This window comes from Rhodococcus sp. NPDC049939, from assembly GCF_040656415.1.
GTDB lineage: Bacteria > Actinomycetota > Actinomycetes > Mycobacteriales > Mycobacteriaceae > Rhodococcus_F.
The window spans coordinates 298,049-311,369 of record NZ_JBFAMC010000002.1; the positions used below are offsets into that span (position 1 = coordinate 298,049).

15 protein-coding genes and 1 pseudogene are annotated in these 13,321 nt (G+C 63.6%); 10 read left to right on the forward strand and 6 right to left on the reverse strand.

What is annotated here, in order from left to right:
• Positions 1–16 precede the first annotated feature (16 nt).
• The 3 genes from pheA to AB0I57_RS10755 all read left to right on the forward strand — a co-directional run bounded on the left by pheA (position 17) and on the right by AB0I57_RS10755 (position 3,061).
• On the forward strand, positions 17–934 hold the full coding sequence (gene pheA / locus AB0I57_RS10745) for a prephenate dehydratase (RefSeq protein ID WP_358334099.1): 918 nt from the start codon (positions 17–19) through the stop codon (positions 932–934).
• The gene (locus tag AB0I57_RS10750; RefSeq protein ID WP_358334102.1) at positions 931–1,602 is read left to right on the forward strand and encodes a histidine phosphatase family protein; all 672 of its coding nucleotides are present in this window, start codon (positions 931–933) and stop codon (positions 1,600–1,602) included. Before pheA ends, AB0I57_RS10750 begins: the two co-directional genes overlap by 4 nt.
• 64 nt (positions 1,603–1,666) lie before the next feature.
• On the forward strand, positions 1,667–3,061 hold the full coding sequence (locus AB0I57_RS10755) for a lipase maturation factor family protein (RefSeq protein ID WP_358334886.1): 1,395 nt from the start codon (positions 1,667–1,669) through the stop codon (positions 3,059–3,061).
• Between the two features lie 12 nt (positions 3,062–3,073).
• On the opposite strand, the gene AB0I57_RS10760 is transcribed toward AB0I57_RS10755, so the two are convergent.
• The 5 genes from AB0I57_RS10760 to AB0I57_RS10780 all read right to left on the reverse strand — a co-directional run bounded on the left by AB0I57_RS10760 (position 3,074) and on the right by AB0I57_RS10780 (position 7,074).
• Positions 3,074–3,868 carry an ESX secretion-associated protein EspG gene (locus AB0I57_RS10760; RefSeq protein WP_358334105.1) on the reverse strand — a complete coding sequence of 265 codons (795 nt, stop codon included), beginning with the start codon at positions 3,866–3,868 and terminating at the stop codon, positions 3,074–3,076.
• On the reverse strand, positions 3,865–5,031 hold the full coding sequence (locus AB0I57_RS10765) for a PPE domain-containing protein (protein ID WP_358334108.1): 1,167 nt from the start codon (positions 5,029–5,031) through the stop codon (positions 3,865–3,867). The genes AB0I57_RS10760 and AB0I57_RS10765 overlap by 4 nt, the downstream gene beginning before the upstream one ends.
• A 34-nt stretch (positions 5,032–5,065) precedes the next feature.
• Positions 5,066–5,392 carry a PE family protein gene (locus AB0I57_RS10770; RefSeq protein WP_358334111.1) on the reverse strand — a complete coding sequence of 109 codons (327 nt, stop codon included), beginning with the start codon at positions 5,390–5,392 and terminating at the stop codon, positions 5,066–5,068.
• A 235-nt stretch (positions 5,393–5,627) separates the two neighbouring features.
• Positions 5,628–5,978, reverse strand: coding sequence for a metallopeptidase family protein (locus AB0I57_RS10775; protein ID WP_358334114.1), 351 nt, complete (start codon positions 5,976–5,978; stop codon positions 5,628–5,630).
• Position 5,979: 1 nt separating this feature from the next.
• The gene (locus AB0I57_RS10780; protein ID WP_358334117.1) at positions 5,980–7,074 is read right to left on the reverse strand and encodes a septum formation family protein; all 1,095 of its coding nucleotides are present in this window, start codon (positions 7,072–7,074) and stop codon (positions 5,980–5,982) included.
• Between the two features lie 171 nt (positions 7,075–7,245).
• On the opposite strand from AB0I57_RS10780, the gene serS reads away from it, so the two are divergent.
• From serS to AB0I57_RS10810, 6 genes are all read left to right on the forward strand, one after another.
• Positions 7,246–8,502: a serine--tRNA ligase gene (serS, locus tag AB0I57_RS10785; protein WP_358334120.1), complete on the forward strand. Its 1,257-nt coding sequence runs from the start codon at positions 7,246–7,248 to the stop codon at positions 8,500–8,502.
• Positions 8,503–8,595: 93 nt separating this feature from the next.
• Positions 8,596–8,778: a (2Fe-2S)-binding protein gene (locus AB0I57_RS10790; RefSeq protein ID WP_358334123.1), complete on the forward strand. Its 183-nt coding sequence runs from the start codon at positions 8,596–8,598 to the stop codon at positions 8,776–8,778.
• A 77-nt stretch (positions 8,779–8,855) separates the two neighbouring features.
• Positions 8,856–9,341 carry a bacterioferritin gene (gene bfr / locus AB0I57_RS10795; protein WP_358334126.1) on the forward strand — a complete coding sequence of 162 codons (486 nt, stop codon included), beginning with the start codon at positions 8,856–8,858 and terminating at the stop codon, positions 9,339–9,341.
• A 244-nt stretch (positions 9,342–9,585) separates the two neighbouring features.
• Positions 9,586–10,341 carry a lysophospholipid acyltransferase family protein gene (locus AB0I57_RS10800; protein WP_358334129.1) on the forward strand — a complete coding sequence of 252 codons (756 nt, stop codon included), beginning with the start codon at positions 9,586–9,588 and terminating at the stop codon, positions 10,339–10,341.
• 1 nt (position 10,342) lies between these two features.
• On the forward strand, positions 10,343–11,080 hold the full coding sequence (locus AB0I57_RS10805; protein WP_358334132.1) for a lysophospholipid acyltransferase family protein: 738 nt from the start codon (positions 10,343–10,345) through the stop codon (positions 11,078–11,080).
• Between the two features lie 45 nt (positions 11,081–11,125).
• Positions 11,126–11,947 carry an HAD family hydrolase gene (locus AB0I57_RS10810; protein WP_358334135.1) on the forward strand — a complete coding sequence of 274 codons (822 nt, stop codon included), beginning with the start codon at positions 11,126–11,128 and terminating at the stop codon, positions 11,945–11,947.
• Between the two features lie 42 nt (positions 11,948–11,989).
• On the opposite strand, the pseudogene AB0I57_RS10815 reads toward AB0I57_RS10810, so the two are convergent.
• Positions 11,990–13,207 (reverse strand): annotated as a pseudogene (locus AB0I57_RS10815) (N-acetylmuramoyl-L-alanine amidase); the annotation flags it as partial.
• Between the two features lie 43 nt (positions 13,208–13,250).
• Here AB0I57_RS10815 and AB0I57_RS10820 point away from each other — a divergent pair.
• On the forward strand, positions 13,251–13,321 hold a 71-nt coding region (locus AB0I57_RS10820), incomplete at its 3' end, for a pentapeptide repeat-containing protein (protein WP_358334889.1).

Here is a 13,321-nt window from a genome sequence, read left to right on the forward strand (position 1 = left end):
GCGTAATCTCGTAGGCGTGCCAAAAATTGCGTATTTCGGACCCTCGGGAACATTCACCGAGATGGCGCTTGCCCAACTCGAGGCGGCGGGCACCTTCGACGGACCCGCCGAGAGGCTTCCCGCTTCCAGTCCGGCGGCCACGCTCGAGGTGGTCCGGGACGGACTTGCCGACGCCGCCGTCGTCCCCATCGAGAGCACCGTCGAGGGAGGGGTCGTGCCCACACTCGATGCGCTCGCGCTCGGTGACCGGTTGCAGATCATCGCCGAAACGGAGTTGGATGTGCAGTTCACGATCCTGGGCGCAACCGGGATCGGGAGCTTGGAGCAGGTCCGCAGCATTCGCGCGTATCCCGTCGCGGCAGGACAGGTGAGGTTGTGGCTGCAGGAGCACTGCCCGGGTGCCGAACTGCAGTCTGCGTCGTCCAACGCAGGCGCAGCCGAAGACGTGGCGAACGGCCTCGCAGATGCGGCGGTCTCAACCGCGTTGGCCGGTAGACGGCTGGGTCTGAGTACCCTCGCCGACGGGGTCGCGGACGTGCAAGGAGCGCGCACGAGGTTCGTACTCGTCACGGCGCCCACCCGAGTGCCGGAGCGAACCGGGGGAGACCGCACTTCCGCCGTGCTCGAGCCCAAGAACGCGCCGGGATCCCTCGTCGGGGTTCTGTCCGAGTTCGCAACCCGCGGAATCGATCTGATCCGGATCGAGTCGCGACCCATCCGCACCGACCCGGGAACCTATCGCTTCTTCGTGGACTGCATCGGGCACATCGACGATCCGCTGGTGGCCGAGGCGTTCCGGGCGCTGCACCGCAAGTCGAAGCTGCGGTTCCTGGGGTCATGGCCCGCCGCCAACCCGAGTGGGCCACCCCCGCCTCCCGAGGGTGACGCAGCGGACTGGATCGAGCGACTTCGGCAGGGAGACAGGGAATTGTGACCGGAAACCTGATCTTGGTCCGACACGGGCAAAGCGAGGCCAACGTCGAACGCAGGCTCGACACTCGTCTGCCCGGCGCCAGACTGACACCCGAAGGTCTCTCGCAGGCCGAACAGCTCGGCATCGATCTCGCGGCGGCGGCGAGGACGGCCGCGTTGGTGTCTTCGCAGGCATTGCGGGCCCGGCAGACTGCCCAGCGTATTCAAATCGCGCTGGGAATCACCGTCGAGGTGCGGGAGGGTCTGCACGAGGCCCAGGTGGGTCAGCTCGAGGACCGCAGCGATGAGGAGTCGCACAAGCTCTGGATAAAGACGTTTCATTTGTGGCACAACGGTGACCTGGATGCACGTGCGCCCGGGGGCGAATCAGCCCACGAAATCCTCGAACGGTACGTCCCGGTGGTGGAGTCCCTTCGGGAGCAATACCTGTCTGGCCCGACAGAACCTGGCGATGTGGTGCTCGTCAGTCACGGCGCTGCGATTCGACTCGTCGCCGCTCAGTTGGCGGAGGTCCCCGGACCCTTCGCTGCGGGCACTGGCTTGGCCAACACGCAGTCGGTCGAGTTGGCTCCGCTCCCGGGTGGGGGCTGGGAATGCGTGCGCTGGGGGACCGTCGTTCCGCCTTTCGACAAACGAGCGAACACCGAAGCCCACATCCCCATGGGGTGATCGCCGTCGTGCGTGCTCCGGGGTAGCGTGAGGATGCAGGAACCGTCCTCGAGGAGTGACGGTGGTGGATTGGTTCGTAGCCGAAGACTATTCGCTCGGCAGAATACTCGTCGCCGAGGGAATGGCCGCTATCTATCTCGTTGCCTTCCTGGTGGCGCGCAACCAGTTCAGGCCTCTCGTGGGCAGCAATGGAATGCTGCCGATCCCGGATTTCCTTCGCTCTGTCGGCTTCCGCCGGGCTCCGAGCATCTTCCACCTGTACTACTCGGACAGATTCTTCGCGACGGTCTGCTGGATCGGATGCGGGTTGTCTCTGGCCGCGGTTCTCGGCCTGACCCACGTCGTGCCCCTGGCGGTGTGCATGCTCGTGTGGTTCGCCCTGTGGGTGCTCTATCTGTCCATCGTCAACGTGTCGCAACTCTGGTACAGCTTCGGGTGGGAGTCGTTGCTACTCGAGGCGGGCTTCCTTGTGATATTTCTGGGCAACACGTCGGTCGGTCCGCCGGTGCTCGTACTGATCCTGTTGAGATGGTTGTTGTTCCGCCTCGAATTCGGGGCCGGGTTGATCAAGATGCGCGGCGATCGATGCTGGCGCGACCTCACGTGCCTCTACTATCACCACGAAACCCAACCGATGCCAGGACCGCTGAGTTGGTACTTTCACCACCTACCCAAGCGGCTTCACAAGGTGGAGGTGCTCGGTAATCACTTCGCGCAGCTCGTCGTCCCGTTCGGGTTGTTCGCGCCGCAACCGGTAGCCGCTATCGCCGCGGCGATCATCATCGTCACCCAACTGTGGTTGATCGCGAGCGGCAACTTCTCGTGGTTGAACTGGATGGCGATTGTTCTCGCGGTATCCGTCATTCCGGACAGCGTGTACGAGAAGGTGCTGCGCGTCGATATTGCGCCCGCGAGCGTATCGGCACCGATTCCCTTCGTCGTGCTGGTCATTGCGGTGACCGCGCTTGTCGTCGTGCTGAGCTATTGGCCGATTCGCAACATGATCTCGCACGGACAGGCCATGAACGCGTCATTCAACAAGTGGCACTTCGTCAATACCTACGGCGCCTTCGGCAGCATCACCAGAGAGCGCTTCGAGGTGATCGTCGAGGGTACGTCCGATGCATACATCAGCGATGACTCCGAATGGAAGGAGTACGGCTTCAAGGGCAAACCCGGTGACGTCCGCCGTCGCCCACGACAGTTCGCGCCATATCACCTGCGGCTCGACTGGCTGTTCTGGTTTGTTGCGATCTCACCAGGTTATGCGGAGCCGTGGATCCGGGGGTTCGTCGAGAGGCTGCTCCGGAATGACCGGGACACTCTGAAGCTGTTGCAGAACAATCCATTTCCCGATCATCCACCCAAGCACATACGTCTGCGGCTGTACCGATACCAGTTCACCACCTGGAAGGAACGTCGTGAGACCGGGGCGTGGTGGAAGCGGGAACCGCTTTAGTGGGTGGGTGGATCAACGCAGACGGTCAGCCAGCGACTCCAACGCTTGACGTAGACGCCCAGGGGTGCCGGGGCTAAGTGAGGACCATGCGACGCCGTGCGCTGAGACGCTGGATGTCCCGACGATTCGCCCTGCTTGTGTATCGAAGACCGTGACGGGCCCGCCAACCGGATCGTATTGACCGTTGCCGTACACGATTCCGACGATCTCGGCGTACGTCGTGCAGCTTGCTATCGCGCTACCCAGTGCAGCAGCGTCCGCCGCGCCCGCACCTAGCCCGACGAGGGCGGCAGCGAGTGCCTTGCCGTCCGCACTCTGGTCGAAGGCTTCGCTGAGCTGGTCGGTGGGCGCGTTGAGGCCACCGAAGTTCAGGGGTGTCACAGCTCCGAGGGAACTGATGACAGGTGCGAGGATGTCGACCCCGGCGTCCTGGACGACGTAAGTGTCGCCGGCACGTACTGCCAGAACCGAGAGGTATTCGCCCTGAGAGACACACAGTCTCGAGATGTCGCCGTCGACGTGCCACCGCAGTGCGATCTCCCAGTGCGGTCGCGCAAGAACCCGCAGCCTGTCGGCGAGTTCGGGATGAACCTGGCCGCCTCCGAGTAGATCCCGGGCCGTGAGAGTGTCGATCGCACTGCGGTGGGCCGCCTCCCTGGCCTCGTACGAGTCGAATCGCGGGGAGCCGGCAAGCACCACAGGCAGTACGTCGAGCGCAAGGGCCTCGACGAGGTAGTCCATTTCGTCGAGGCTCAGGTGTACCGCAGGCAGGGTCGATGTCCCCGGACCGGTGCCGAGGTCTATCACCGTTCTGTCTCCTGATGTTCGGGATTCGCGCCGATGACCGAGGGGATGACGGTGCGACCGTCGGAGAAGTGCTCGAAATTCCTGAGATAGTCGGGGGTGTCCCGCTCGTCGTCCTGGGAGTCGGCTCCGGCCCCGCGTCCGGCCATCATCGGCCCGTTGCTCGCGGTTGTCCGACTCGCCGTGTTCGAGTTGATGTCGGCTCGAACCTCGCCGAGGCCAGTGCCGGCTGCAGCGGCAGGGGAACCGGACCGGGCGCCCAGCCCATCGGACTTGCCCCAACCCTCCGGTAGCGTCGCACCTCCGGCAGTCGCGCCGATCGCCGCACGCGCCGACGCGGCACTGGTGCTCGCGGGACCGTTGGTTTGCGCACCAACCGGCGCCGTCGGTACTCCACCGACCAGGGGCGTTGCACCCGTTCCCGTGATCGCCGAGATTGCCGCACCGGTGATGTTGGATGCAGCCGAGGTGGCTGTCGTTCCGGCTACGCTGCTGACCTGTGCGGCAGCGGTGGCTACCGCCGGGTTCTGACTGGCGGACATGACCGCTGCCACCGCCGCACGCGTCGGATCGAATTCGCCGTCGTCGGACAGATCCTCGAAGTTCGAGGTTTCCCTGGAATCGGCCTTGGTCACGATGCGTGGCGGCTCTCTGAAGGTCCGCTTGACCGCGAGAATGTTGGTCGCCGCCTCATAGGCTTCCATCACCAGCGCGGCGCGGATGTCCATCGCACGGTCGGCGGCCTCGGCGACGGCTGCGGAACCGTTGAGGGCGCCACCAGCCGAATACGCGGCGGTCTTGGCGGCCTTGACGGCCATGATCTCGGGGATGCTGGGCATGGCGAGCGACGCCGTCGTGTACGCGCCCGCCTCGATTCCGGCCTTGCCTGCAGTGTCAGCGGCGAGTTCGGCGCATTCGGTCGTCCATGCCGCGAACGGTGCGATCTTGGCAATTGCGGCGGCGGCAGTTGTGCCCTGCCAGCCGGCGCCGAGTTCGGCCATGACCCGGACGAGTGTGAGGTTGGCGTCGGCGAAACTCGTGGACAGCGCAGTCCACGCAGCGGATGCCACGCTGAGCGGCACCGGTCCTGCTCCGGCTGCCAGGGCCGTCGAGTTGGCGGCTGCCCCACGTGGCAACCAGATGACGCCGGTCAGTCCCATGATCATGTCGGATCTCCCTGTGGTCTCGGGGCGTTGGTGGTCACATGGTCGCCGTGAACGATGCCCCGAGAGCGAGGTCTTCGGAGGTGTACCGCGCGGCCTGGGCACGAAGCGTGTTCGCGGTTTCGTGCAATTCGCGAATACCCTGCGCTACGGCGGGACTGAACGACCCTGCAACAGTGTTGAAGTACTTGGCGGCATGCAGGGATACCTCGTCGCTCCCTGACGGGAGTACTCGAATGGCCGAGGAGTTTAGAGCCACCGCTGTCTCGAGGCGAATGGCCAGCGCGTCCAGTTCCGCGGCGGCGGCGACAAGAGCTTCAGGTACGACTTGCAGAGATGGCGTTCCGTCAGGCAGGGGTGGCATTGCGTCGAACTCCTTCTCGACCTAGGCAGGCGGAAGGCAGTTGCCCCCCGGCAAACGAACTGCAGGTGCGCTGTCCAGGCGCGTTCGGACCTTTACACGCTTGGACCTCTACACCCTTTGGACGCTGCAACGTGCTCTTCGGTTCCCCCGATCCCGAGACTTCGTCAAAGACGCGAATCAGTGTCAAACGCATCAGTGTCAAACGTTGAACTGGAACTGTGTCCCGAGAAACCGTTCATCCCCAGCCGAGCTCGTGCAAGCGATCTTCTTCTATTCCGAAGTAGTGCGCAACTTCGTGAATCACGGTCACCGCTACTTCGTGCACGACTTCCTCCTCCGAACTGCAGATATCGAGAAGGGCTTCGCGGTAGACGGTAATCGTATCGGGCAGTGATCCGCCGTAGTGGCTGTCCCTTTCTGTCAGTGCTATCCCGTGATAGAGACCGAGCAGGTGGGGGTCCTCGTCGTTGCGGTCGTCGACGAGGACGACGACATTGTCGATTGCGGCTGCGAGCGCAGGCGGAATCAGATCGAGTGCGTCGCCTACCAATTCCTCGAATCGTGCGGGCGACATGGTCACTGGCACGTCAGGCTCCTGGGAAGGGTGCAGCGCCGGGAAGCGGAGTCGGCAACGACCTTCCCTCACCGATCGGCGGTGGTGGCACGGGTGCGACGCCGTCGATGAGAATTTCGCCCTTCGCCGAACCTGTGACGGTGGAGAAGCCGTCCGCTGTCTCCTTGCCTATCGAACAGTTGATCTGTCTCGAGCCGGCCAGCCAACTGTCGAGTTGGAGGTTGTCCCAGAACAGCGTCAGCGTCTTGTTCCGCAGAGCCTCTGCGGAATCGAGGTATTCGTTGGATGCCTGCGTGCACACGTCCTCGAGGTACTCGTCCTGGTCCTCGACGGACGGCATCGGGCCCTGGAAGCGGGTTGCAAGGTCGACGACGGAGATCACCTCGAATGCGTGCGGTTGCGCGCAGTCCACAGGATCGGTAGGCACACCTTGGCTGATCCCGATGCACGAGCCGGGGTCCCAGATGTTCGATTGATCCTGCTCGGCCACCCTTCCCTCGAACGGCTGCAGCGTGCCGTCGGCGCTCGAGTACTGCAGACCGCAGCGCAGAGTGCGTTCACCCATTCCCCAGCCGCTCTCGCTGGGGAACATGAGACCGACGCTGAATTTGCCGTCCGGATCGAACTTGGCGCCGAGGTAGTTGCCGACGGAGGGGACGCAGTGTTCGTCCCGAAGCGAGGCGAAGCGTAGCGCGCCCGGATAGCGCGACCCTGGGCCGAACTCGGCGCCCGGGTACATGCTCAGGTCCAAACCCGATGTCACCTCGAAGCGGTGTTCCTGCGAGCAATCGACCTTCGTCACGTCTGTTCGGTCACTCGACCCTGTCGACGGTGTCCAGTCGAGGCAGTCGCCTGCGGTGGCCGAGGCGAATGCGACGCCCCGGACGCTGGTTGCCTGCAGCGCGGAGTTGCTGGACAAGGCGGGCAACTCGCTGCGGTTGAATCCACCCGCGATCGCCACGGTGGCGACCGCAGCCACTACGGCACCCGCCGCAATGAAGGCGAGCGAACGCCGGGTCGTGTTCGCGGACATCGCGGGAAGGGTCTTCCGCGGGCGCCCGGCATTCTCCGGTGGCGACTCGGCGCTGTTCGACTGATCTGAAGACATCGGTACCCATAATGCCCGTTCCGGCGGCAGAAGCAGAACAACACCCACGATCGGAATGAACTCGGCGCGCCAGAGAGCCGCGTACGAGTGTTCGATCGCAAGGCCGTCTCGACCCTGCTCGAACCGAAACCGAAATGAGGTCCACAGGGTCGCCCGGTAGGGTTTGACTCCGTGATTGACCTGAAGTTCCTCCGCGAGAATCCTGACGCCGTCCGCCAGTCGCAGCGCATGCGAGGGGAAGATCCCGCCCTGGTCGACTCGCTGCTCGAGGCAGACGCAGCCCGCCGTGCTGCAGTCCTCGCCGGTGACACCCTGCGCGCCGAGCAGAAGGCGTTCGGTAAGAAGGTTGGCCAGGCCTCCCCCGAGGAACGTCCTGCGCTGCTCGAGGGATCCAAGGAACTCGCGGCGAAGGTCAAGCAGGCCGAGGCGGAGCAGCACAAGGCGCAAGCCGCGCTCGATGCCGCGCATCGGGCGATCTCGAACATCGTCCAGGAGGGTGCCCCCGCAGGGGGTGAGGACGACTTCACCACGCTCGAGGTCGTCGGGGACATTCCCACCTTCGACTTCGAGCCCAAGGACCACCTCGAGCTGGGCGAATCGCTCGGTCTGATCGATATGGAGCGCGGCGCGAAGGTCTCGGGCGCCCGGTTCTACTTCCTCACCGGCTTCGGCGCCATGTTGCAGCTGGGAATGCTGCAGCTCGCGGCGCAGAAGGCGATGGCCAACGGCTTCCAGATGATGATCCCGCCGGTGCTGGTGCGTCCCGAGGTCATGTCGGGCACCGGGTTCCTCGGGTCCCACGCCGACGAGGTCTACCATCTCGCCGACGACGACCTGTACCTCGTCGGCACGTCCGAGGTCCCGCTGGCCGGCTACCACTCGGGCGAGATCCTGGACCTTTCAGACGGACCGAAGCGGTACGCCGGCTGGTCGACATGCTTCCGCCGTGAAGCCGGTAGCTACGGCAAGGACACCCGCGGCATCATCCGCGTCCACCAGTTCGACAAGGTGGAAATGTTCACCTACTGCAAACCAGAGGATGCGGATGCCGAACACAGGCGGTTGCTCTCGTGGGAGCAGGACATGCTCGCTGCCATCGACGTCCCGTACCGGGTGATCGACGTCGCTGGTGGTGATCTCGGAACCTCGGCTGCTCGCAAGTTCGACTGCGAGGCGTGGATACCCACGCAGCAGGCGTATCGGGAGCTCACCTCTACGTCCAACTGCACGACGTTCCAAGCACGTCGCCTGGGTGTGCGCTACCGCGACGAGAACGGGAAACCGCAGATTGCGGCCACGCTGAACGGCACGCTGGCGACGACGCGATGGATCGTCGCGATCCTGGAGAACCATCAGCAGTCCGATGGCACCGTCCGGTTGCCAGAAGCTTTGGTGCCCTTCGTTGGTACCGATGTGCTGAAGCCTTGATCACTCCGCCCATATTTTGGCAAGGCTACCCTTGCGTGAGCTCCGAAATAATGTAATCCTTACCTAACCAGATTGGTTCGTAAGGAGCTCTATATGTTCGTCTGCATCTGCAAAGCCGTGACCGAAGAAGAGGTGCAAGAGTACCTGGACGCCGGTGCGGACACTCCTGATGCGATCGGCGAGCAGTGTGGAGCTGGATGGGGGTGTGGTACCTGCGTCAACCGCCTCGATGAATTGTTGTGTGAGCACGCTGTCCGTAAGCAGACGGCTGCCTGACAACTGAAGCCTCGATCCCCTTCGGATCGTAAGAGAACGCTGCTACGGTCGTATCAGTCCGACGACCGGAGGTTGCTATGCGTGGCGACGACGAGGTTATCGCTCTACTCAACGAACAGTTGACCAGTGAGCTGACCGCGATCAATCAGTACTTCCTGCACTCGAAGATGCAGGCCAACTGGGGCTTCACGAAACTGGCCGCCAAGACTCGCGCCGAATCCATCGAGGAGATGGTTCATGCCGAGATTCTCACCGACCGCATTCTTCTACTCGAAGCCCTTCCCAACTATCAGAAGCTACTTCCGCTGCGCATCGGTCAAGACCTGCGCGAGCAGTTCCACTCCGACCTGGCGATCGAGGTCGAAGTCGTCGAACGCCTGCGCCCTGGAATTCAGATGTGCCGAAGCAAGGGTGATGCCACCTCGGCCAAGTTGCTCGAGCAGATCCTCGCGGAGGAAGAGGAGCACATCGATTATCTCGAGACCCAGATCGAGCTACTCGACAAGATGGGTGACCAGCTCTACATGGCGCAACTCGTCGATCAGCCCCCGACTGCCGGATAGTAGCTACCGGACAGCGCGGGACCGCCCCATGTCACATCGGTGCAGCCAGATCGAACAGATGTGACATCGGCACAGCCAGATCGACCCGACGGAAATCGGGTCGGCGTCAGAGTTTGGTGGATCGCAATTCGTGGCCCTCGGCGGTCTTGCAGAACGGCAGTGTGCGCACTTTCACGCTACTTCCCATCGCCGTCTTCACCTCGGTGTGGGGTGGATCGCGAACACCGGACTACGCTAACCGATTGTGGAACCCGTTTACCGAACCATCATCGGAATTGCCCGCACCGTATTCGCCTTCGAGGGGCTGAAGTTCACCGTCAAGGGTGATGAGCACATTCCGGCAACCGGTGGGGCCGTGATCGCGATCAATCACACCGGATACATGGACTTCACTTACGCCGGGCTTCCCGCTCGCAGGGTCAAGCGGTACATCCGCTTCATGGCGAAGAAGGAAGTGTTCGACAACAAGATTTCCGGCCCGATCATGCGCGCCCTCAAGCACATTCCGGTCGATCGTGCCGCGGGTTCCGACTCGTATCGTGCGGCCGTGGACCGCTTGCGTCACGGCCAACTGGTGGGTGTCTATCCGGAGGCCACGATCAGCCGCAGTTTCGAGATCAAGGCTTTCAAGTCGGGCGCAGCCCGAATGGCGATCGAGGCCGACGTCCCCATCATTCCGATCGTCATCTGGGGTGCGCAGAGGGTATGGACGAAGGGGTTCCCGAAGAGACTCGGTCGCACGAACACACCCATCTCGATCGCCGTCGGTGAGCCCATTGCGCCGTTCGAGCCCGCATCCGAGTTGACGGACAAGTTGCACGCCACAATGGAAGTGATGCTTGCCGACCTTCAACGTGAGTACGAGCATCCGGCGGGTGCGTACTGGGTGCCCGCACGACTCGGTGGCAGCGCACCTACCCTCGAGGAAGCGAACAGAATGGACTTGGAGGAGTCCGAGGCGAAGGCTCGCGCCCGGCGGCTGCGGGAGACCGGAAACTGACGTGGCTGGCGAGCCTGTTTACACCGCCGTCGAGATGACGGCCAAGGCGATGTCGCGGTTCCAGGGAGTGAAAACGAGTCGGAAGGGACTCGAGAATATTCCAGCCGAGGGCGGGGCGGTCCTCGCGGTCAATCACACCGGCTACCTGGATTTCATCCAGTTGGGGCTGGCGGTCAGCGCCGCGGGCCGCAGAATGCGGATCATGGCGAAGAGGGAACTTGCGAACAACAAGGTGCTGGGGTTCTTGATGCGGGGGTGCGGCGTCATCGAGGTTGACCGGGCGGCAGGTGCTGACGCATACGCCGAGGCTGTGAATCGGCTTCGGGCCGGCGAGTTGGTCACTGTGTACCCCGAGGCCACGATCAGCCGCAGTTTCGAGATCAAGGCATTCAAGTCGGGTGCGGCCCGCATGGCGATCCAAGCGGACGTGCCGATCGTGCCCGCCATCGTGTGGGGCGCACAGCGGATCGCGACGAAGGGCAAGCCCAGGCACCTTGGGCGACATCACTTTCCGGTGTCTGTAGCGTTCGGTACGCCGATCGAACCGCACGAACCGGCGGCCACCCTCACCGAGACATTGCGCAACGAGATGGTCGCGATGCTGCACCGGGTGCAGGAGGATTTCGATCACCCAGCGGGTGCGTACTGGGTGCCGCGGCGTCTCGGTGGTACCGCACCCACTCTCGAGGAGGCCGCGGAAATGGATCGTCGAGATGCCGAGAAGCGACGAACTTCATAGCCGGTTGTCCAGCGCCTAGGCAACCCTTGCATGCAGAATTACTAAGTGATTGCAGACCGGCCCAGCCTTGTAGCGTCCGATATCGACGGCACCTTGATCGGGCACGACGAACGCGTCAGTGCGCGCACTCGTGACGCCGTCACATCGGTGGTCGCGTCGGGGACGCCCTTTGTTTTGGCGACCGGTAGGCCACCGCGCTGGATTCATCCCGTCGTCGATGAACTCGGTCACGCGCCGCTCGCCGTCTGCGCCAATGGCGCCATCATCTACGACAGCAACACCGGCCGCGTGCTCAGCGCATCGGTTCTCGATGTCGATTCACTCGCGTGGCTGTCGGACATCACACACGAGGTACTCCCGGGCGCAGGACTCGCCGCAGAGCGCGTCGGTGTCGGCGCGCACGACATGGCGACATCGGAATTCGTCCGTTCACCGGACTACGAGCACGCCTGGTTCAACCCGGACGACACTGAGGTGTCGGAAGAGGCGGTCTTGGCCGCATCCGCGGTGAAGTTGCTGGTCAGGGTCCCTGGAATGTCCAGCAAGGCGATGGTCGACGCGCTGAAGCCGCACATCGGCGGGAGGGCCGACGTAACCTACTCCACCGACAACGGGCTGATCGAGTTGTCGGCGCCGGGAATTACGAAAGCGTCCGGTCTGGCGATCGTGGCCGAACGGCTGGGCGTGGCGGCGTCGGAGATCGTGGCGTTCGGAGACATGCCCAACGACATTCCCATGCTGAACCTCGCTGGTTTGGGGGTCGCGGTCGAGAACGCGCATCTCGATGCCAAGGCTGCGGCCCGCGAGGTCACGACCACGAACTTGAATCACGGCGTCGCGAGAGTGCTCGAGCGCTGGTGGTCGTGATCAGACCACCAGCGGTCGTGACCGGGCGATGCCGTTGTATGCCTACTCGTAGGTGTCGTTGAATGTCTGGAGAACCTGGGTCACGACTCCGGTCAGCTCGTTGAAGATGAGCGAACCGTTCTCGAAGTCGCTGCGCATACCGCCCGGGATCGCGTACTCGTCGCTGGTCGGCAGACCGAGAACGCCACTGTCGGCACCGAGTTTCCTCCAGGTGTTGTAGATCTCCCCGAGGACCGTCCACACACCACCGTTCGGTGAGGTGTAGATCGCCCCGTTGGTGAACAGCGCGCCCGTGTTGCCTGCCTTCGCCTGGAGAAGTCCAGTGATGGCTTGGCCGAGCCTGCCCGCCTCACCGCCCTCGGCGAGCCACTTCTGTACGACGGGCGAGTCGGTAAGCCGGATCAGTTCGGTGACGAGCCCCGGGATGTCGTCCGGCAGACTCGAGCCAAGATCCGGTGGTGGCAAGCTACCTGCGGGTGGGCCCGCCGCGAGGATGGAGCTGCCGTTGCCGAGGTTGGCCGCAGCGATCTGCCGGATCTGGTTCATGTATGAGTAACCGACAGCGCCTGGGCAGACGGTGTAACCGACGTCGCTGTGCGCGAAGATTATCGGCACGTCTATCGGTTGGCCTACCGGAATCGGAGTGAACTGGGTGCCCTCGGAGTACATTCTCGTGTACCCGAAGGGGTCGAGTCCGGCATTGCCGAGCTTCCAGCCCAGGAACCTGCCGACCGCGTCGATCGTGGCCTGCGGCGGAGCCACATTGGAGAAATCACCCATCATTGCGACGCCGGTGGTGTTCTCGTTGAATCCGCCCGCGTGAGCGCCTCGGACCGGAAGGCCCAGGCCGCCTGCGCGCCCCTCGAAGATCTGCCCGTACCTGTCGACGAGCGCGTTGTATCCGATGTCGCACCAGCCGAGCGTCTGTGCGTGGTACGCGTAGATCCCGCGGACGATTTGCGCGGACTCGGCCGGGGAGTAGTTGTTAGTACCTGCGGTGTGGTGCACGATGCCGCCACCGAGGGAGTTGTCGTATGTCGGATTCGAGCAGCGAATCGACTCGTCTGCACCCCACTGGCCTCGGCTGATGACTCCGGGGGTGAGGCTGCCGAGCGAGTTGGTGATACCGGTGAGCAAGCTGTCACCAGGGCTGCTGCCCGGGGCGATGAGCACTGCGGTAACCAAGTCGGCCGCCAAGTCCGCCGACTGCTGGCGGATCGGCTTGCTGACGGAAGCGGGAGTGTAGCCGAGAGGGGCAGCATCCTCGGGTGCGGTGTTCTCGGGTGCGGTGTTCTCGGGTGCGGTGTTCTCGGGTGCGGTGTTCTCGGGTGCGGTGTTCTCGGGTGCGGTGTTCTCGGGTGCGGTGTTCTCGGG

Coding starts and splice junctions, on each gene's coding strand:
- AB0I57_RS10765 (WP_358334108.1), bottom strand. CDS start 5,031: ATGATCATGGGACTGACCGGCGTCATCTGGTTGCCACGTGGGGCAGCC.
- AB0I57_RS10770 (WP_358334111.1), bottom strand. CDS start 5,392: ATGCCACCCCTGCCTGACGGAACGCCATCTCTGCAAGTCGTACCTGAA.
- AB0I57_RS10780 (WP_358334117.1), bottom strand. CDS start 7,074: ATGTCTTCAGATCAGTCGAACAGCGCCGAGTCGCCACCGGAGAATGCC.
- AB0I57_RS10790 (WP_358334123.1), top strand. CDS start 8,596: ATGTTCGTCTGCATCTGCAAAGCCGTGACCGAAGAAGAGGTGCAAGAG.
- bfr (WP_358334126.1), top strand. CDS start 8,856: ATGCGTGGCGACGACGAGGTTATCGCTCTACTCAACGAACAGTTGACC.